This is a genomic window from Streptococcus infantis, from assembly GCF_000963255.1.
Taxonomy (GTDB): domain Bacteria; phylum Bacillota; class Bacilli; order Lactobacillales; family Streptococcaceae; genus Streptococcus; species Streptococcus nidrosiense.
This window is the reverse complement of the sequence record NZ_JYOV01000003.1, coordinates 1-18,836: the sequence shown is the minus strand read 5'-3', so window position 1 is coordinate 18,836 and position 18,836 is coordinate 1. Positions and strand designations below refer to the sequence as shown.

Sequence of the window (18,836 nt, the reverse complement as noted above, 5' to 3'; positions counted from 1 at the left end):
ATTTACTTTTTTTCAAGATAAGACTATAATAAGAAGTGCTTATTTTAGGAGGTTTTTATGTCATTTCTATCAAAAAATGGGGCCGGACTTTTAGCCTGTCTTATCATTTCCATCATCTCTTGGACCTTAGGGAGCTTCTTGCCTGTTGTTGGGGCACCTGTTTTTGCCATCTTTATCGGTATGATTCTCCACCACTTTCTCAGTTCCTATAAACAACTGGATGCCGGTTTGACTTACAGCTCCAAGAAATTGCTTCAGTATGCTGTTATCTTGCTTGGGTTTGGGCTCAATATCTCACAAGTCTTCGCAGTCGGAAAATCTTCCCTTCCTGTCATTCTATCTACCATTTCTATAGCCTTGATTGTAGCTTATCTTTTCCAACGCTTTTTTGACCTAGATACAAAGCTAGCTACCTTGATCGGTGTTGGTTCCTCTATCTGTGGAGGTTCTGCCATTGCAGCGACCGCTCCCGTCATCCATGCCAAAGAAAAGGAAGTCGCCCAAGCCATTTCCGTTATCTTTTTCTTCAATGTCTTAGCAGCGCTTATTTTCCCAACCCTAGGAACCTGGCTTCACCTATCAAACGAGGGCTTCTCCCTCTTTGCAGGAACTGCGGTCAATGATACTTCCTCTGTAACAGCCACTGCCAGCGCCTGGGATAGTCTTTACCACACAAACACTCTTGAGTCTGCTACTATTGTCAAATTGACCCGTACCCTAGCTATTATCCCTATCACTCTCTTCCTCTCTTACTGGCAAAGTCGTCAACAAGGCAACAACCAAGGAGTAAAACTAAAAAAAATCTTCCCTGTTTTCATTCTCTACTTTATCCTAGCTTCCTTGCTAACCACCGTCCTTACTTCCTTCGGTGTCAGCAGTAGCTTCTTTTCACCTCTCAAACAACTCTCCAAATTCCTCATCATCATGGCTATGAGTGCTATTGGTCTTAAAACCAATCTCATTGCTATGATTAAGTCCAGTGGTAAATCCATTCTTCTTGGCGCCCTCTGCTGGATTGCCATCATCCTGACTAGCCTGGGTATGCAAACGCTCATCGGTATTTTCTAATACTCTTCGAAAATCAAATTCAAACCACGTCAACGTCGCCTTGCCGTACTCAAGTACAGCCTGCGGCTAGTTTCCTAGTTTGCTCTTTAATTTTCATTGAGTATAACACAAAAGGTAGCCCGCAAGCTACCTTTTTATTGTTCAAGAATTAAGCGTGTATGTTCTCTCTTGATGCAACGATTCATCACGATATCATCGCAACCTCCAGCACGCAAGATTTCTTCCGCTTCTAGACTTTCAAGTCCTAGTTGCGCCCAGAAAATCTTAGCATCTGCCTTGAGAAAATCACGAGCTACATCAGGCAGAAACTCACTACGACGATAGACATTGACGATATCTATAGGGAAAGGAATCTCAGCTAGACTGGCATAAGCCTTTTCTCCCAAGATTTCCCCACCTGCAGCCTTAGGGTTTACTGGAATGATTTTATAGCCACGAGCCTGCATTTCCTTTGTCACTCGATTGCTCGTTGTTTCCTCACGATCAGATAAGCCCACTACTGCTAGAGTCTTACTAGTTGCTAGATACTGACGGATCACACCATCACTTGGATTGATAAATTCTTGAGTCATAAAAATCCTCCTTTTTCATCAGTATAGCATATTTTGAAAGGGTTTGCAGAAGTTTACTATAAAAACAAAAATCAAAAAATCCTCCCAAAATTAAACTATTTCATTTAATCTGAGGAGGATTCATAATTTTTTTATTTATAGATTATTCTCTTGTTGGTTTATACTGAAGGCTTTCTCCATGTTGTTTGACAAAGTCACTCATCTCTGAGTCAGGAATTTGTCGAAGGTAGAGATTGGCACGAATCGTATCATCTTCTTCACGACAAGTAGAAAGAACAAGATATTTATCCTTAGCTGATACCTTAACATTTGGTTTCTTAACCTCTGCAGTATCATAAATAATATTTAGCTGTTTCTCAAAATCCGCATCATCATCAAAAGAAGTACGGTAAAAAGCTGTTTCTTCTGGAACAATAATCATGGCAACAGCTTCATAATAATACTTTCTTTCTGGAGTTTCAATGACTACATAAGGATGTTCATCAAAATATTCTTGGCGACTGAAGTAATTCACATCTTTAAACATACGATGATCAGGAACTTTACTACCACGAGCGTGACCAAATAACCAAGTCAATCGATCACTAAAGTCCTTCTTGTTATCGGCGTCCATAAAGACTGCCCCCATTAAAGGCTCGTTAACACCATCAAAGCGCTTATCTAAATAAGTCGCATTATCCGTTGTTTGAACAACTGGTTCATCCAACTGTGTGCCAGGAATATATACATAACCAACTGTTTCAGAGTTTGTTTCGAGCAAGCCTTTAAATTTATTTGCGAGATATTCCTTTTCTTCTGCGCTAGCAGTATAGGCTTGTTTTGGAGCTTCCTGAGTAACCTTTGCATCATTTAGCTTATCTCCACTTGGAGCTAGAAAGCTCTTATAGATAAAGAAGCCTCCCAAAGCAACGATAGCTACTGCAACGATTGAAGCAATTATTTTAGTAATTGGTGATTTCTTTGTCGTAGAACGTCTACTCATCTTTTCCTCCCTCATTTTTTACCAAAAAAATCACTGAAACCAAGTTTCAGTGATTGGCTACTTTTTAAATAAAATTATTTAGCAGCGTGTGTTTTTGGAAGGGCTTTTTGACCTGCTTTAGCATTTGCTCCTGCTTTTTTAGCAGCTGCGTCTGCTTTTTTAGCTTGGTCTACAGCACCTGGTTTACCATCTTCTGGTTTAGTTGCAGCTTGGTCAGCTGCTGCTTGTTCTTCTGTTACTCCACCGTGGTTAAGAGCTTTATCTTCTGCATCGCGCATTTCTTTAGTTTTGTTGTCTTGAACACCAGTTGGATCGTTCCAGTATTTACCTTCACGTTGAGCTGCTTCACGGTATTTTTCTTGCAATTTTTGAACGTAACGGTTACGAACAGTATTGTAAATTTCGTTATAAGCTTGCTCACCTTTAGCTTTAGCTGCTGCAACTTCAGCTTCTAGAGCGTTTTTCTTATCAGTAAAATCATGGCCTGAGTATCCTGAGTCCAAGAAAGCTTTCAATTTAGCTTCAGCTGCTTTAACTGCTGCTGCTGCTGTTTGATCAAATTGACGTTGTGCCTCTTCACGGATTTCAGCGTCATGTGCTGCTACTTGTGTATTAGCTTCATCTGCAATATCACGTTCAGAAACATAATGTTTTTGAATCAATGCGTTTGAGCTATATGAATTGTCAGATGCAAATGCTGGAGCTGCTGCTGAGAATACTGCAAGAGCTACTACTGATGACAATAAAACTTTTTTCATTGTTTTATCTCCTCTTTAAGTTTAATTTTAATTATAAGGATAATCCTTATTAACTCAAATTATATCACATATATTTAAGTTGTCAAGATTTTTCTTAAATTATTTTTAAAATTTCTGGTAAAAAACGAGTAAAATTTATTATATTCTTAAAAAACAAGCAATATTATCGAAAGATTAAGGAAAAAAATGGACTAAAAAACGAACAATTAGTGAAATTTTCACATTTTCCTGATCTAATTAAGAAAACTCCCAACAAGGCCTATCACTTTGTTAGGAGTTTTGTCTGATCCAACGAATTCGTTAGATTTTTTTCTCAATACTAAATAATGGAGATAGAGGACGTTTTTCGTGGATACGAATGATAGCATCCGCCAAGAGATGTGCAATAGAGATTTGCTCGATCTTATCAATCAAACGCTCTTCTGGTAGGTAGATAGTATCCAAAACAACCAATTTTTTAATAGCTGATTTTTGGATATTATCCATAGCAGGCCCTGAAAGAACTGGGTGCGTACAGCTTGCGTAAACTTCGACAGCACCAGCTTCAGCAAGAGCATCCGCCGCATGGCAAATAGTTCCAGCTGTATCGATCATATCGTCAATCAAGATACAAGTCTTGCCTTCTACCTTACCAATGATATTCATCACTTCACTGGTATTCATCTTGTCTACGCTACGACGTTTGTCAATAATAGCAATTGGAGTTTTCAAAAACTCTGCTAATTTACGTGCACGAGTCACCCCACCATGGTCTGGGCTGACAACTACATAGTCAGAACCAACCATGCCACGACGCTCAAAGTAGTCTGCAATCAAAGGAGCACCCATCAAGTGATCGACAGGAATATCAAAGAATCCCTGAATCTGTGCAGCGTGCAAGTCAATCGTCAGCAAACGATCCACTCCAGCTACTTCAAGCATATTTGCTACAAGTTTTGAAGTGATTGGCTCACGCGCTCTCGCCTTTCTATCCTGACGTGCATAACCATAGTAAGGCATAACAACGTTGACAGATTCTGCACTGGCACGTTTCAAAGCATCTACCATAATCAAAATTTCTAGCAGATTGTCATTTACAGGTGAGCTAGTTGATTGTAGGATAAAGACGTGTTTTCCACGGATTGATTCTTCGATATTAACTTGAATTTCTCCATCTGAAAATTGACGTACAGTCGATTTTCCCAACTCTATCCCAATCTCTTGCGCCACACGCTCTGCCAATTCTCTATTTGAAGAAAGGGCAAACAGCTTTAAATCAGAAAAAGACATGATTTCCTCCAGTATTTATGTATCGCTTGTGTTTTTTCACAATATTTTCCAACTACCATTGTAGCGCTTTTTTCTTGATTTTTCAATAAAAAATAAGACAAGAGTAGACATTTATACCTTTGCCTTGTGCTCATTTATATTCCTTATATTCAAGCAAAAATGTGACAACTTAGACATTCTATCTCATAGGAAGATAGGAACTCACAAAGGAAAAGTTAGTATACCTCTCTCATACTACCTGTATCCACGTCATAAACAGCCCCTGAAATAACGACATCATCTGGAATCAGTGGAGACTCTCGAAGTAACTGCATATCCTCACAAACACTCTCCTCAACATCTTGAAAAGGGAGAAAATCTTGACCCGAGACATCGACTCCTAATTCAGCTTTTAAATGTTCTTGAAATTCTTCATTTTGAAAAGTCTGTGCACCACAGTCTGTATGATGAAGAACCACAATCTCTCTTGTTCCCATTTGTTGCTGGGAAATCACGAGTGAGCGAATCATATCGTCTGTCACTCGACCGCCCGCATTCCGTAAAATATGAGCATCTCCAAGTGCTAACCCCAAAGCTTGTGCAACGTGCAGACGTGAGTCCATACAAGTCACAATGGCTACTCTTGTTTTAGGCTTGATTGGCAGATTTAACTGACCATGCAGGGCAACATAAGCCTGGTTGGCTTGCATAAACTGTTCAAAATACGACATGACAACACACTTTCTTACTTTTAAGGTAATTTGAAAACCAAATTATTTATCCTCTATCTTACCATCTTTTCTTCGTCTTGTCAGTTTTCAACTTCCATATAAAAAACTAGAACAGAGATTTCTAGCATCTAGCTTAGGTCCCTATCCTAGTTTTTATTGTTATGATTCTTTTTGGATATACTTGTTGAGAGAACCTGCAAAGCTTTGAAGATTGAGACTTTGTACATAAACCTCACCAGTACCTCGGAAGGTATTTACCACTCCTTCGCCTGTACCAATAGATTGCCAGAAACCATTTTCTAAGTGGATATGATAGTCCAAAGATTGACTCCAAGCCACCACATGGGCATTGTCAATAGTTATTTCTTGGTTTTGAAGCTCAATTTTCTTAATAGATCCAAAAGCATTAGCCAAAAGAGTTCCCTGACCTTGGGTTGTCATCACAAAGAGACCGCCTTGCCCTCCGAACAGAGCCTTCCCAATAGACTGGCGCTCCATTGTATAGAAAGCTGTACCATCAAGAGCTAGAAAGGCTCCATCATTCAATCGATATTGCTTTTCTCCTAGCTCGAGAGCAATCACTTGACCAGGAGTATCGGGTGCTAAAGCAAGGTTGCCGTTGTCAGACTCTGCAACTGCTTGAGTAATGAAGGTGCTTTCGCCAGAAACCATAGAACGTCCCACAGCTTTGACAAAACGCCCCAAACCAGAACCACTAGCATTGAGCTGGGTATTGAGGCTTACGTTAGGCGTGTGGTAGACCATACTACCTCGCTGGATATAGACGGTTTCTCCTTGATTGAGTGACAACTCTACCAAAGGAAATTGCATTTGACTATCCATAGAAAATTTCATCAGAAATTCCTCCTTGTTTTTAATAAATATTAGCTATAAAGTGTTTTGCAATCTAAAACTGAGTAAGACTATTAGGCAAATACTTTTTTCAAGACTTCTCCAATAGTGGTCACTCCAATCACCTGAATTTCTTTAGGTGGTTTGATTCCAGTCAAGGAATTTTTCGGTACATAGATTTTTGTAAAACCAAGTTTCGCTGCTTCATTGATCCGTTGCTCGATACGATTTACGCGCCGAATTTCTCCAGTCAAACCTAATTCTCCTACAAAACATTCCTGAGGATTGGTTGGCTTGTCCTTGTAGCTCGAAGCAATGGCGACTGCAACAGCTAAGTCTATCGCAGGCTCATCTAATTTGACACCACCAGCCGATTTGAGATAGGCATCCTGATTTTGAAGCAAGAGACCAGCCCGTTTTTCCAAAACAGCCATAATCAAGCTAGCACGATTGAAATCAAGCCCGGTCGTCGTACGCTTAGCATTCCCAAACATAGTCGGCGTCACCAAGGCCTGCACTTCAGCAAGAATTGGACGTGTCCCTTCCATAGTCACCACGATTGACGATCCAGTGGCTCCATCTAAACGTTCTTCTAGGAAAACTTGACTCGGATTGAGCACCTCAACCAATCCACCTGATTGCATCTCAAAAATCCCAATTTCATTTGTCGAACCAAAACGGTTTTTGACCGCCCTCAAGATACGGAAAGTATGGTGGCGTTCCCCCTCAAAGTAAAGCACCGTATCCACCATATGCTCCAACATACGAGGTCCCGCCAAGGTTCCTTCCTTGGTCACATGCCCGACGATAAAGATAGCGATGTTATTAGTCTTAGCCAACTGCATGAGTTCTGCAGTCACCTCACGCACCTGAGACACAGATCCTTGCACTCCTGAAATCTCCGGAGACATGATGGTCTGGATAGAGTCGATAATGAGGAAATCTGGCTGGATGCGCTCCACCTCTGCGCGAACACTCTGCATATTGGTCTCAGCATAGAGATAAAACTCACTATCAATATCACCCAAGCGCTCTGCTCGTAGCTTGATTTGCTGAGCAGACTCCTCCCCACTGACATAGAGAACTGTCCCCACTTGAGACAGCTGGGTTGAAACTTGTAAGAGCAGGGTTGATTTTCCAATCCCAGGATCTCCACCTATAAGGACAAGACTTCCTGGTACCACACCTCCACCAAGAACTCGGTTAAACTCCTCCATCTCAGTCTTGGTTCGATTGACATTGATGGAAGTTACTTCAGCCAGTTTCATGGGCTTGGTTTTCTCACCTGTTAAGGACACACGCGCATTCTTGACTTCTGCAACCTCGACTTCCTCAACAAAAGAAGACCAAGACCCACAGTTTGGACAACGTCCCAGATATTTAGGGGAATTATACCCACAATTTTGACATACAAATGTCGCTTTTTTCTTTGCGATGATAAACCTCTTTCTATATCTCTATCTCACACTCAATCACTTGGCAAAAATCAATCTTCTCATCTGGTACAAATTGGCTCATGAGCATGCGATGGGCTACAACTACCACAGTTTGATGTTCCCGATACTTAGCCATGCATTCTAGAAAACGAGACTTCATCTCTACAGCTGTCTCATATTGAATAGGACTATTAGGAGGTAAGGATCCATTATTTCCTAGAAACAGAGTACGAGCTTTTTCAAAATTCTCTACGCCACTTTCATAGACTTGCCATTCATGTAATAATGGCTCCACTCTCAAAGGAAGTCCAGTAGCACAAGCCACATAGCTAGCAGTCTCTAAAGCTCTTGTGACTGCAGAAGAAACTAGTAGATCAGCTGAGTGTAGCAAAGAATTTTTGCTCAGTTCCTGAGCTTGCTGCCATCCCTTCTCAGATAAAGGCGCCAAATCCATCCCGAATCCAGTATAGGAACGCTCCTCTAACTCACGATAATCTGGCTCTCCGTGACGGATAAAAATAATTTTCATATTAAGATCCCCATAAAACTATTAATTCTCCTTGGTAGCTGCCAAAACGGAAGCCTTAACACAGCCATTGCCATCTACCCCTATAAACTCTATGCTTTTAGCACCGTTTTCCTCTAAATCTGGATTAGTAAAGCAAGAAGCCCGACGCTTCTCAAAGATACGAGAAGATACAAGCAGCAAGCCGGTCGCAAATTTCTTCTTTCTGTCTTTTCTCCCCCGTCAAGGACACACGCGCATTTTTGACCTCTGCAACCTCAACTTCCTCCACAAAAGAAGACCAAGATCCACAGTTAGGACAACGCCCCAGATATTTAGGGGAATTATATTCACAATTTTGACACACAAATGTCGCCTTTTTCTTTGCGATGATAAACCTCTTTCTAAATCTCTATCTCACATTCAATCACTTGGCAAAAATCAATCTTCTCATTTGGTACAAACTGGCGCATCAGCATTCCGTGAGTTACAATGATAATAGTTTTATAATTTTTATATTTTTCCAAAGCACTTAAAAAACGATGACGCATCTCTAGACCAGTTTCATAGCGATAAGGAGAATCTTCAGATAAACCTCCTTGATGTTTTAGATAATATTCATGAGCTACCAATACACTAGTTAAATCAGAGTTAGTACCATCTAAGTCTGGACGCCACTCATGAAAAAACGGCTCCACAAATAAATCCAATCCTGTTTCAACCGCTATATAATGTGCTGTTTCTAAAGCCCTCGTCACAGACGATGAAATAATAATCTCTGCCTTTCCAAAACATGCAGTTTTAGCAACTTCTTTTGCCAGACTGCGACCTTTTCCTGTCAATGGTGCTAAATCACGACCAAAACCACTATAGAGTTGCGGATTTTCAAGTTTATCAAGCATACTATAATCTGGCTCCCCGTGACGTACAAAGATAATCTTCATCTTAGTGCCCAGTTGATCCAAATCCACCAGTCCGAACACCATCTGCCGCATCGCCATCCGCAATCAAAAATGGAGCAAAGACAGCCTGAACCACGCGTTCCCCAACTTCAAGAATCACTTCTTGATCAGTAATGTTCTTCATCTGTGCAAAGATATGCCCTTCATTTCCTGGGTTACCATAATAATCTCCATCAATGACACCCACAGAGTTAATCAAAACCAAGCCCTTCTTACGAGGGTTTGAAGAACGATCATAGAGGTAGAGAACCTCAGTCGGTTGCATATAGGCTTTAACCCCTGTTGGAACAAGGACAATCTCTCCTGGAGCAATGACTGTGCGCACCGCAACCTTTAAATCATAACCAGCCGCATGCGCTGTCTCACGCTTTGGTAGCAAACTCTCATCTGTAAAACTAGAAACTAATTCAAAACCACGAATTTTCATATTTTCCCTCTTTTTAATCTTTCATTCTAGGCTATTTTATCTTATTTATTCGAAAAAAGCACGAAAAATCTTCTATATAAAATAAAGAAAAGTGTCCTATCAAAAAGCAAACAATAAAATCATACAAAAAAATTTAAAGACATTTCAAATGTCACTTATTTTCCCTTTTATTAACAAACTCATTCTTTTTTAGCCACACTTAAACTGTTTTCTTTAAAGCACAAAAAAAGAGCACACAATTCACTTCGCTTAGGGCTGCTGGATTCCTCCCCTGACCCGCTTCACGCAGAACTGTTGCTCCATTAGTTATTATACCACATTTCCAAAGATTTTAAAAGAGAAATTATTTTTTCCGTCGATTTCTGAAAAATTCCTGCATAATGCCTGCACATTCACTCTCTAAAATACCTGTTTCAACCTCTACACGATGATTGAGGCGCTCATCTGTCAAAATATCATACAGACTTCCAGCTGCACCAAATTTCTGATTTTTAGCCCCATAAACTACCTTAGGGATACGAGCAAGCCCAATCGCCCCGCTGCACATCACACAAGGCTCAATGGTCACAAAAAGTGTGCAGTCCAACAAACGCCAGCTCTCTTCCCTCAGATTCGCATTCTCGATGGCCATAATTTCCGCATGCATGACCGCACGTTGCAACTCCTCACGTGCATTGTGCCCCCGACCAATGATTTCTCCATCCTTGACAATTACGCAACCTATTGGGATTTCATCATGTTCTAGAGCAATCTCTGCCTCCTTTAAGGCCTCTCTCATAAATACTTCTTTTTCTTCAACTGTATAATCCATAGCTTCTCTCTTTCCACGCCTATCAATTCTATCATTATAGCATGTTTTCCTAGACAAAAAAAGAGCTCTGTAATATTTGCAGTAACTAACTTTTCTATAGATAGTAATCTATCTCTGGATTGTAGAAATAAAGTTTTAAAAAGAGTATAATAGTAGCAAAATTTAGAGAAACACTAGAAATCATGAACTGAGAGTAATGGAGACAACTGATACAGAATGTCTAGATCTGTCGGAAGATTTTTAACTATAAGTCTCCAAGAGATGATTATCCTGAGATTTAAATAATAAACAAGATGAAAGGGTAAATAATGAAATTAGAATTTTTACAGGATGAACCAAAACTTATCTTGATGTCCCCTTACAAAGATACATTTAATAGAGTAGGAGGGCCATCCATAATATCTTTATCTGTTATGGTTCTCTGGATTCTAAAGCACCTGATGGCTTATAATACTGATTTTTCAGACAAGATTGTTATGGCGATAGTGCTAATTTATGCTCCCCTCCTTATATGGTTTATGGGGTATTATCTCTTCATAAATGGAGTAAAATTAGAAATTTATAAAAACAATATTGTTCAGTATTATACCTATAGCAGTAGAGGCCACAGCCTATTACATTATCAATTTGGACTTCAAGATATCGAACAAATAACCATTAAAAAGCGTCCTTTTAATTGCGTAAAGTTAAGCATAAAAATTAGAAATCCTATTTTTTTAGAAGGACATGAAAAAAAACTAAATAAGCTAGTCAGAGTCAGTATCATCACAGACAAACTAAAAGCAGATGCTTTTATGCACGAAATAAAGCAATTTCAAAGTGATAAATCAGATAATCAAGTAAGCTGATTCAGAAAAAATTCAAGTTTGTCTAACTTACAAATTCTCAAGAAAATAGTTCACTGAAGAGGCTGGGATCAGAAATCCCAACCTCATTTTTTCTTAGTTATGCGCCTTTGATGTGATGGCAAATTGAACGATTTGTTGGTATTTGAGAATTCAAAAAGCGTCTTTTACCAAAACTTCTTTTCTCAATTCACAACTTTAACCAATTTACCCAAATGTTGAAACCTCACAGATCTGGGTGTACCAAATCGAGAGTTGGTCTAAAGATTTCTGTCCCACTGTTTTTTTCTTTGTCTTAAAAGTAAAGAAGCCACCTAAATATGACTTAAAAGCTGACAAAAAAAGCCACCGAATGCGGTGACTTTATAGGGAGATTATTATGAAAAAGAAAAGTTTAGGATATTTGTTACAACAAGTTAGGAGGTCTTCTTGTAACTGTCTATAGTGTAGCTGAACTATCTTAAACAAATCTTAAAAATCTCTTATGACCAAACACTTTCTAAAATATTTGTTTGTTCACGACCAGGACCGACTGAGAAAGTAGAGATACGAACACCAACCAATTCGCTAACACGACGAACATAGTTACGTGCATTTTCAGGAAGATCTTCCAAAGTACGTACTCCAGTGATATCTTCTGACCAACCTGGTAATTCTTCATAAATAGGTTTACAACGTTTCAATTGTTCAAGACTAGCTGGATAGTAGTCAATGCGTTGACCGTCAAGATCATAAGCAACACAGATTTTAACTGTATCCAAACCACTCAAAACATCGATAGAGTTCAAAGAAAGATTCGTAATGCCAGAAACACGGCGACTATGACGCATAACCACTGAGTCAAACCAACCTACACGACGTGGACGACCTGTTGTAGTACCATACTCATGACCTACTTCACGAATGCGTTCTCCCACTTCATCAAACAACTCAGTTGGGAAAGGCCCATCTCCTACACGACTTGTATAGGCCTTACATACACCTACAACCTTGTCAATCTTGCTTGGACCAACACCAGAACCAATTGTCACACCACCAGCAACAGGGTTTGAAGAAGTAACAAACGGATAAGTTCCTTGGTCAATATCTAACATGACCCCTTGTGCACCTTCAAAAAGAACACGTTTGCCATTATCAAGTGCATCATTCAAGATAACAGAAGTATCTGTTACATATTGCTTGATTTGTTGGCCATACTCATAATATTCTTCAAAAATATCATCAAATGAAATAGGTTCGCTATCATACAATTTTACAAATTGACGATTTTTCTCAGCAAGATTGCGTTCTAAACGTTCACGGAAAATCTCTTTATCCAAAAGATCTGCAATACGGATTCCAACACGAGCAGCCTTATCCATATAAGCTGGTCCGATACCCTTGATAGTAGTACCAATTTTATTTTCACCCTTAGCTTCTTCTTGCAGACGGTCTAACTCGATGTGGTACGGCAAAATAACATGCGCACGATCAGAAATACGTAGATTATCTGTTGTAACACCTTCATCATGAAGATAGCTCAACTCTTTCACAAGTGACTTAGGATTTACAACCATCCCATTCCCAATGACAGAAATTTTTTCAGGGAAGAAAATTCCAGAAGGAATCAAGTGCAACTTAAATTTCTTTCCATCAATCACAATTGTGTGACCAGCATTATCACCACCTTGGTAACGTGCAATCACTTCTGCATTAGCTGAGAGGAAGTCTGTAATCTTCCCTTTACCTTCATCACCCCACTGGGTACCTACAACAACAACTGAAGTCATAATCTTGTCTGAGCCCTTAGGCTCTTCCTTTCTCACATACATGGCAGGAATCTCACCTGCAATTATATCTTACAATTTATTATAATAAAGATTCTCAATTTTTTCAAGACCAAAGACTAGAAACATTAGGGAATTAGAGAAAATTAGAAAATTAATATTTAAAAAATATTGTAAATTTATATTATGAAAAGAAAAAACTATAAAATCGTTCGGAAATATGAAAATTATAAATTATCCCCCAACCCAGTCATTTGAAATCAATAACTGTTCAATGTACAAACGGTAGCAAGCTCTATAGTGGAAAGAAAATAAAGGATGCATAATATCAATCTTGTACCGAACTAAATAATATAGTAAAAATCGAAGATGAAAAACTTCCCATTCTAAATCATTATCTACTAAATAACTATATTCCTTTTCAATAACATCATAAAAATCAAGATATTGTTCATAAATCTGTTCAATCATTTTATTTAACTCCATTTCTATTGATAAAATGAGTATAACAAAAAAATAGAAGAACCTGGGAAGATACTTCTATCATGTACTATAATGAATATCCAAATAAATAACAGATAAAAAAATTGACAGTTCAGCTCAACAATCCTACATTTCAAAAAAGATCTAAAATTTCTATAATGAAAAGAAGTCACTGTCTAAACTATGATGGCAAGATCACACAATCTATTAAAGAATTACTTATAAGACCTATTAAAAAGACTTATAATAAAGCACTCAAATCTAAAAAACTTATAAAAGATATTAAATATTAATAAAGAGCTAAATAAAAAAAGGATCAAGATGACCCCTGAAAGATAAATAAAAAAACGTTCCTTAGAACGTTTATATACTCCGCCAGTAGGACTCGAACCTACGACATCATGATTAACAGTCATGCGCTACTACCAACTGAGCTATGGCGGATTAAAGCTAAGCGACTTCCTTATCTCACAGGGGGCAACCCCCAACTACTTCCGGCGTTCTAGGGCTTAACTTCTGTGTTCGGCATGGGTACAGGTGTATCTCCTAGGCTATCGTCACTTAACTTTGAGTAATACCTACTCAAAATTGAATATCTTTCAAATTTCACTTAAAATAATCACGCTTCGTATTCTCAGTTACTTTGGATAAGTCCTCGAGCTATTAGTATTAGTCCGCTACATGTGTCGCCACACTTCCACTTCTAACCTATCTACCTGATCATCTCTCAGGGCTCTTACTGATATAAAATCATGGGAAATCTCATCTTGAGGTGGGTTTCACACTTAGATGCTTTCAGCGTTTATCCCTTCCCTACATAGCTACCCAGCGATGCCTTTGGCAAGACAACTGGTACACCAGCGGTAAGTCCACTCTGGTCCTCTCGTACTAGGAGCAGATCCTCTCAAATTTCCTACGCCCGCGACGGATAGGGACCGAACTGTCTCACGACGTTCTGAACCCAGCTCGCGTGCCGCTTTAATGGGCGAACAGCCCAACCCTTGGGACCGACTACAGCCCCAGGATGCGACGAGCCGACATCGAGGTGCCAAACCTCCCCGTCGATGTGAACTCTTGGGGGAGATAAGCCTGTTATCCCCAGGGTAGCTTTTATCCGTTGAGCGATGGCCCTTCCATACGGAACCACCGGATCACTAAGCCCGACTTTCGTCCCTGCTCGAGTTGTAGCTCTCGCAGTCAAGCTCCCTTATACCTTTACACTCTGCGAATGATTTCCAACCATTCTGAGGGAACCTTTGGGCGCCTCCGTTACCTTTTAGGAGGCGACCGCCCCAGTCAAACTGCCCGTCAGACACTGTCTCCGATAGGGATCACCTATCTGGGTTAGAGTGGCCATAACACAAGGGTAGTATCCCAACAGCGTCTCCTTCGAAACTGGCGTCCCGATCTCATAGACTCCTACCTATCCTGTACATGTGGTACAGACACTCAATATCAAACTGCAGTAAAGCTCCATGGGGTCTTTCCGTCCTGTCGCGGGTAACCTGCATCTTCACAGGTACTAAAATTTCACCGAGTCTCTCGTTGAGACAGTGCCCAAATCATTACGCCTTTCGTGCGGGTCGGAACTTACCCGACAAGGAATTTCGCTACCTTAGGACCGTTATAGTTACGGCCGCCGTTTACTGGGGCTTCAATTCATACCTTCGCGTTTCCGCTAAGCACTCCTCTTAACCTTCCAGCACCGGGCAGGCGTCACCCCCTATACATCATCTTACGATTTAGCAGAGAGCTGTGTTTTTGATAAACAGTTGCTTGGGCCTATTCACTGCGGCTGACTTAAAGTCAGCACCCCTTCTCCCGAAGTTACGGGGTCATTTTGCCGAGTTCCTTAACGAGAGTTCTCTCGCTCACCTGAGGCTACTCGCCTCGACTACCTGTGTCGGTTTGCGGTACGGGTAGAGTATGTTTAAACGCTAGAAGCTTTTCTTGGCAGTGTGACGTCACTAACTTCGCTACTAAACTTCGCTCCCCATCACAGCTCAATGTTATAGAACTAAGCATTTAACTCAATTCACACCTCACTGCTTAGACAGACACTTCCAATCGTCTGCTTTAGTTAGCCTACTGCGTCCCTCCATCACTACATACTCTAGTACAGGAATATCAACCTGTTGTCCATCGGATACACCTTTCGGTCTCTCCTTAGGTCCCGACTAACCCAGGGCGGACGAGCCTTCCCCTGGAAACCTTAGTCTTACGGTGGACAGGATTCTCACCTGTCTTTCGCTACTCATACCGGCATTCTCACTTCTATGCGTTCCAGCACTCCTCACGGTACACCTTCTTCACACATAGAACGCTCTCCTACCATACCTATAAAGGTATCCACAGCTTCGGTAAATTGTTTTAGCCCCGGTACATTTTCGGCGCAGGGTCACTCGACTAGTGAGCTATTACGCACTCTTTGAATGAATAGCTGCTTCTAAGCTAACATCCTAGTTGTCTGTGCAACCCCACATCCTTTTCCACTTAACAATTATTTTGGGACCTTAGCTGGTGGTCTGGGCTGTTTCCCTTTCGACTACGGATCTTAGCACTCGCAGTCTGACTGCCGACCATAATTCATTGGCATTCGGAGTTTATCTGAGATTGGTAATCCGGGATGGACCCCTCACCCAAACAGTGCTCTACCTCCAAGAATCTCTAATGTCGACGCTAGCCCTAAAGCTATTTCGGAGAGAACCAGCTATCTCCAAGTTCGTTTGGAATTTCTCCGCTACCCACAAGTCATCCAAGCACTTTTCAACGTGCCCTGGTTCGGTCCTCCAGTGCGTCTTACCGCACCTTCAACCTGCTCATGGGTAGGTCACATGGTTTCGGGTCTACGACATGATACTAAGACGCCCTATTCAGACTCGGTTTCCCTACGGCTCCGTCTCTTCAACTTAACCTCGCATCATATCGTAACTCGCCGGTTCATTCTACAAAAGGCACGCTCTCACCCATTAACGGGCTCGAACTTGTTGTAGGCACACGGTTTCAGGTTCTATTTCACTCCCCTCCCGGGGTGCTTTTCACCTTTCCCTCACGGTACTGGTTCACTATCGGTCACTAGGGAGTATTTAGGGTTGGGAGATGGTCCTCCCAGATTCCGACGGGATTTCACGTGTCCCGCCGTACTCAGGATACTGCTAGGTACAAAGACTATTTTGAATACGAGGCTATCACTCTCTTTGGCTGATTTTCCCAAATCATTCTTCTATAATCTTTGAGTCCACATTGCAGTCCTACAACCCCGAAGAGTAAACTCTTCGGTTTGCCCTCCTGCCGTTTCGCTCGCCGCTACTAAGGCAATCGCTTTTGCTTTCTCTTCCTGCAGCTACTTAGATGTTTCAGTTCACTGCGTCTTCCTCCTCATATCCTTAACAGATATGGGTAACAGGTAGTACCTGTTGGGTTCCCCCATTCGGAAATCCCTGGATCATCGCTTACTTACAGCTACCCAAGGCATATCGTCGTTTGTCACGTCCTTCTTCGGCTCCTAGTGCCAAGGCATCCACCGTGCGCCCTTATTAACTTAACCTTATTTTTCTGACCTTTCAGTCATAAACTCTTATTAATACTACAGCGTTTTCGGTTTATTTTCTTGTTACTATTTGATATAGATATTCAATTTTCAATGTGCATTACTTGGTGATCTCTCACCAATGGAGCCTAGCGGGATCGAACCGCTGACCTCCTGCGTGCAAAGCAGGCGCTCTCCCAGCTGAGCTAAGGCCCCACAAGACCTCTCAAGACTAAACAAGACCAATGTGCATTCCTTATCCTTAGAAAGGAGGTGATCCAGCCGCACCTTCCGATACGGCTACCTTGTTACGACTTCACCCCAATCATCTATCCCACCTTAGGCGGCTGGCTCCTAAAAGGTTACCTCACCGACTTCGGGTGTTACAAACTCTCGTGGTGTGACGGGCGGTGTGTACAAGGCCCGGGAACGTATTCACCGCGGCGTGCTGATCCGCGATTACTAGCGATTCCGACTTCATGTAGGCGAGTTGCAGCCTACAATCCGAACTGAGACTGGCTTTAAGAGATTAGCTTGCCGTCACCGACTTGCGACTCGTTGTACCAGCCATTGTAGCACGTGTGTAGCCCAGGTCATAAGGGGCATGATGATTTGACGTCATCCCCACCTTCCTCCGGTTTATTACCGGCAGTCTCGCTAGAGTGCCCAACTGAATGATGGCAACTAACAATAGGGGTTGCGCTCGTTGCGGGACTTAACCCAACATCTCACGACACGAGCTGACGACAACCATGCACCACCTGTCACCTCTGTCCCGAAGGAAAACTCTATCTCTAGAGCGGTCAGAGGGATGTCAAGACCTGGTAAGGTTCTTCGCGTTGCTTCGAATTAAACCACATGCTCCACCGCTTGTGCGGGCCCCCGTCAATTCCTTTGAGTTTCAACCTTGCGGTCGTACTCCCCAGGCGGAGTGCTTAATGCGTTAGCTGCGGCACTAAACCCCGGAAAGGGTCTAACACCTAGCACTCATCGTTTACGGCGTGGACTACCAGGGTATCTAATCCTGTTTGCTCCCCACGCTTTCGAGCCTCAGCGTCAGTTACAAGCCAGAGAGCCGCTTTCGCCACCGGTGTTCCTCCATATATCTACGCATTTCACCGCTACACATGGAATTCCACTCTCCCCTCTTGCACTCAAGTTAAACAGTTTCCAAAGCGTACTATGGTTAAGCCACAGCCTTTAACTTCAGACTTATCTAACCGCCTGCGCTCGCTTTACGCCCAATAAATCCGGACAACGCTCGGGACCTACGTATTACCGCGGCTGCTGGCACGTAGTTAGCCGTCCCTTTCTGGTAAGATACCGTCACAGTGTGAACTTTCCACTCTCACACTCGTTCTTCTCTTACAACAGAGCTTTACGATCCGAAAACCTTCTTCACTCACGCGGCGTTGCTCGGTCAGACTTCCGTCCATTGCCGAAGATTCCCTACTGCTGCCTCCCGTAGGAGTCTGGGCCGTGTCTCAGTCCCAGTGTGGCCGATCACCCTCTCAGGTCGGCTATGTATCGTCGCCTTGGTGAGCCGTTACCCCACCAACTAGCTAATACAACGCAGGTCCATCTGGTAGTGATGCAATTGCACCTTTCAAGCAGATATCATGCAATATCTACTGTTATGCGGTATTAGCTATCGTTTCCAATAGTTATCCCCCGCTACCAGGCAGGTTACCTACGCGTTACTCACCCGTTCGCAACTCATCCGGAGAAGCAAGCTCCTCCTTCAGCGTTCTACTTGCATGTATTAGGCACGCCGCCAGCGTTCGTCCTGAGCCAGGATCAAACTCTCATTAAAAGTTTGAGTTCTCACTCATTTCTGTCACTGACAGATTTATTGTTTTTT

General features: G+C 41.7%; 15 protein-coding genes, 2 tRNA genes, 3 rRNA genes, 1 other RNA gene and 2 pseudogenes. 2 read left to right on the top strand and 21 right to left on the bottom strand.

What is annotated here, in order from left to right; translation table 11 throughout:
* The first annotated feature begins 57 nt into the window (after positions 1-57).
* A complete protein-coding gene (locus TZ96_RS00805) occupies positions 58-1,068 on the top strand; it encodes a YeiH family protein (RefSeq protein ID WP_045762493.1) in 1,011 nt (336 codons plus the stop codon).
* A gap of 134 nt (positions 1,069-1,202) precedes the next feature.
* On the opposite strand, the gene TZ96_RS00800 is transcribed toward TZ96_RS00805, so the two are convergent.
* The 14 genes and pseudogenes from TZ96_RS00800 to tadA all read right to left on the bottom strand — a co-directional run bounded on the left by TZ96_RS00800 (position 1,203) and on the right by tadA (position 10,352).
* Complete coding sequence (locus TZ96_RS00800) at positions 1,203-1,640, bottom strand: CoA-binding protein (RefSeq protein ID WP_045762492.1); 438 nt, start codon at positions 1,638-1,640, stop codon at positions 1,203-1,205.
* A 142-nt stretch (positions 1,641-1,782) separates the two neighbouring features.
* Positions 1,783-2,622: a class B sortase, LPKTxAVK-specific gene (gene srtB / locus TZ96_RS00795; protein WP_045762491.1), complete on the bottom strand. Its 840-nt coding sequence runs from the start codon at positions 2,620-2,622 to the stop codon at positions 1,783-1,785.
* Positions 2,623-2,696: 74 nt separating this feature from the next.
* The gene (gene abpA / locus TZ96_RS00790; RefSeq protein ID WP_045762490.1) at positions 2,697-3,380 is read right to left on the bottom strand and encodes an amylase-binding adhesin AbpA; all 684 of its coding nucleotides are present in this window, start codon (positions 3,378-3,380) and stop codon (positions 2,697-2,699) included.
* Positions 3,381-3,680: 300 nt separating this feature from the next.
* Entirely contained in the window at positions 3,681-4,649 is a 969-nt protein-coding gene (locus TZ96_RS00785) for a ribose-phosphate diphosphokinase (protein ID WP_000010179.1), read from the bottom strand.
* A 215-nt stretch (positions 4,650-4,864) separates the two neighbouring features.
* Positions 4,865-5,359, bottom strand: coding sequence for a beta-class carbonic anhydrase (locus TZ96_RS00780; protein WP_045762489.1), 495 nt, complete (start codon positions 5,357-5,359; stop codon positions 4,865-4,867).
* Between the two features lie 159 nt (positions 5,360-5,518).
* Positions 5,519-6,214 (bottom strand): TIGR00266 family protein, encoded by a 696-nt coding sequence (locus TZ96_RS00775; protein WP_045762488.1) that lies wholly within the window; start codon positions 6,212-6,214, stop codon positions 5,519-5,521.
* Positions 6,215-6,285: 71 nt separating this feature from the next.
* Positions 6,286-7,650, bottom strand: coding sequence for a DNA repair protein RadA (radA, locus tag TZ96_RS00770; RefSeq protein WP_075230442.1), 1,365 nt, complete (start codon positions 7,648-7,650; stop codon positions 6,286-6,288).
* A gap of 10 nt (positions 7,651-7,660) precedes the next feature.
* Positions 7,661-8,176 (bottom strand): histidine phosphatase family protein, encoded by a 516-nt coding sequence (locus TZ96_RS00765; RefSeq protein ID WP_045762487.1) that lies wholly within the window; start codon positions 8,174-8,176, stop codon positions 7,661-7,663.
* A gap of 24 nt (positions 8,177-8,200) precedes the next feature.
* A pseudogene (locus TZ96_RS10870) lies at positions 8,201-8,389 on the bottom strand (cysteine hydrolase); the annotation flags it as partial.
* Positions 8,385-8,546, bottom strand: a pseudogene (locus TZ96_RS10535) (DNA repair protein RadA); the annotation flags it as partial. The pseudogenes TZ96_RS10870 and TZ96_RS10535, both read right to left, overlap by 5 nt.
* A gap of 10 nt (positions 8,547-8,556) precedes the next feature.
* Entirely contained in the window at positions 8,557-9,096 is a 540-nt protein-coding gene (locus TZ96_RS00760; RefSeq protein WP_045762486.1) for a histidine phosphatase family protein, read from the bottom strand.
* Position 9,097: 1 nt separating this feature from the next.
* Positions 9,098-9,541 carry a dUTP diphosphatase gene (locus TZ96_RS00755; protein WP_000701995.1) on the bottom strand — a complete coding sequence of 148 codons (444 nt, stop codon included), beginning with the start codon at positions 9,539-9,541 and terminating at the stop codon, positions 9,098-9,100.
* Positions 9,542-9,754: 213 nt separating this feature from the next.
* Positions 9,755-9,852: signal recognition particle sRNA small type (ffs, locus tag TZ96_RS10000), an RNA gene on the bottom strand.
* Between the two features lie 32 nt (positions 9,853-9,884).
* Positions 9,885-10,352: a tRNA adenosine(34) deaminase TadA gene (gene tadA / locus TZ96_RS00750; RefSeq protein WP_045762485.1), complete on the bottom strand. Its 468-nt coding sequence runs from the start codon at positions 10,350-10,352 to the stop codon at positions 9,885-9,887.
* Positions 10,353-10,660: 308 nt separating this feature from the next.
* Between tadA and TZ96_RS00745 the strand changes: the two genes are divergently transcribed.
* Positions 10,661-11,200, top strand: coding sequence for a hypothetical protein (locus tag TZ96_RS00745; RefSeq protein ID WP_045762484.1), 540 nt, complete (start codon positions 10,661-10,663; stop codon positions 11,198-11,200).
* Between the two features lie 479 nt (positions 11,201-11,679).
* Here the strand turns inward: TZ96_RS00745 and TZ96_RS00740 are convergent, their stop codons facing one another.
* From TZ96_RS00740 to TZ96_RS00710, 7 genes are all read right to left on the bottom strand, one after another.
* Positions 11,680-12,966: an adenylosuccinate synthase gene (locus TZ96_RS00740; RefSeq protein ID WP_025171244.1), complete on the bottom strand. Its 1,287-nt coding sequence runs from the start codon at positions 12,964-12,966 to the stop codon at positions 11,680-11,682.
* Between the two features lie 231 nt (positions 12,967-13,197).
* On the bottom strand, positions 13,198-13,434 hold the full coding sequence (gene comW / locus TZ96_RS00735) for a sigma(X)-activator ComW (protein WP_045762483.1): 237 nt from the start codon (positions 13,432-13,434) through the stop codon (positions 13,198-13,200).
* Between the two features lie 382 nt (positions 13,435-13,816).
* Positions 13,817-13,890, bottom strand: a tRNA-Asn gene (locus TZ96_RS00730).
* A 5-nt stretch (positions 13,891-13,895) separates the two neighbouring features.
* Positions 13,896-14,011 (bottom strand): 5S ribosomal RNA (rrf, locus tag TZ96_RS00725).
* A 78-nt stretch (positions 14,012-14,089) separates the two neighbouring features.
* Positions 14,090-16,993 (bottom strand): 23S ribosomal RNA (locus TZ96_RS00720).
* A gap of 125 nt (positions 16,994-17,118) precedes the next feature.
* Positions 17,119-17,191, bottom strand: a tRNA-Ala gene (locus TZ96_RS00715).
* A gap of 50 nt (positions 17,192-17,241) precedes the next feature.
* Positions 17,242-18,788: ribosomal RNA gene (locus TZ96_RS00710) — 16S ribosomal RNA — on the bottom strand.
* Together the 16S, 23S and 5S rRNA genes with 2 tRNA genes alongside form the textbook arrangement of a ribosomal RNA operon.
* Positions 18,789-18,836 lie beyond the last annotated feature (48 nt).

What these genes read in the sequence shown, in the direction of transcription:
- TZ96_RS00805 (WP_045762493.1), top strand. Translation starts at nt 58, where the DNA reads ATGTCATTTCTATCAAAAAATGGGGCCGGACTTTTAGCCTGTCTTATC.
- TZ96_RS00800 (WP_045762492.1), bottom strand. Translation starts at nt 1,640, where the DNA reads ATGACTCAAGAATTTATCAATCCAAGTGATGGTGTGATCCGTCAGTAT.
- srtB (WP_045762491.1), bottom strand. Translation starts at nt 2,622, where the DNA reads ATGAGTAGACGTTCTACGACAAAGAAATCACCAATTACTAAAATAATT.
- abpA (WP_045762490.1), bottom strand. Translation starts at nt 3,380, where the DNA reads ATGAAAAAAGTTTTATTGTCATCAGTAGTAGCTCTTGCAGTATTCTCA.
- TZ96_RS00785 (WP_000010179.1), bottom strand. Translation starts at nt 4,649, where the DNA reads ATGTCTTTTTCTGATTTAAAGCTGTTTGCCCTTTCTTCAAATAGAGAA.
- TZ96_RS00780 (WP_045762489.1), bottom strand. Translation starts at nt 5,359, where the DNA reads ATGTCGTATTTTGAACAGTTTATGCAAGCCAACCAGGCTTATGTTGCC.
- TZ96_RS00775 (WP_045762488.1), bottom strand. Translation starts at nt 6,214, where the DNA reads ATGAAATTTTCTATGGATAGTCAAATGCAATTTCCTTTGGTAGAGTTG.
- TZ96_RS00765 (WP_045762487.1), bottom strand. Translation starts at nt 8,176, where the DNA reads ATGAAAATTATTTTTATCCGTCACGGAGAGCCAGATTATCGTGAGTTA.
- TZ96_RS00760 (WP_045762486.1), bottom strand. Translation starts at nt 9,096, where the DNA reads ATGAAGATTATCTTTGTACGTCACGGGGAGCCAGATTATAGTATGCTT.
- TZ96_RS00755 (WP_000701995.1), bottom strand. Translation starts at nt 9,541, where the DNA reads ATGAAAATTCGTGGTTTTGAATTAGTTTCTAGTTTTACAGATGAGAGT.
- tadA (WP_045762485.1), bottom strand. Translation starts at nt 10,352, where the DNA reads ATGGATTATACAGTTGAAGAAAAAGAAGTATTTATGAGAGAGGCCTTA.
- TZ96_RS00745 (WP_045762484.1), top strand. Translation starts at nt 10,661, where the DNA reads ATGAAATTAGAATTTTTACAGGATGAACCAAAACTTATCTTGATGTCC.
- TZ96_RS00740 (WP_025171244.1), bottom strand. Translation starts at nt 12,966, where the DNA reads ATGACTTCAGTTGTTGTTGTAGGTACCCAGTGGGGTGATGAAGGTAAA.
- comW (WP_045762483.1), bottom strand. Translation starts at nt 13,434, where the DNA reads ATGATTGAACAGATTTATGAACAATATCTTGATTTTTATGATGTTATT.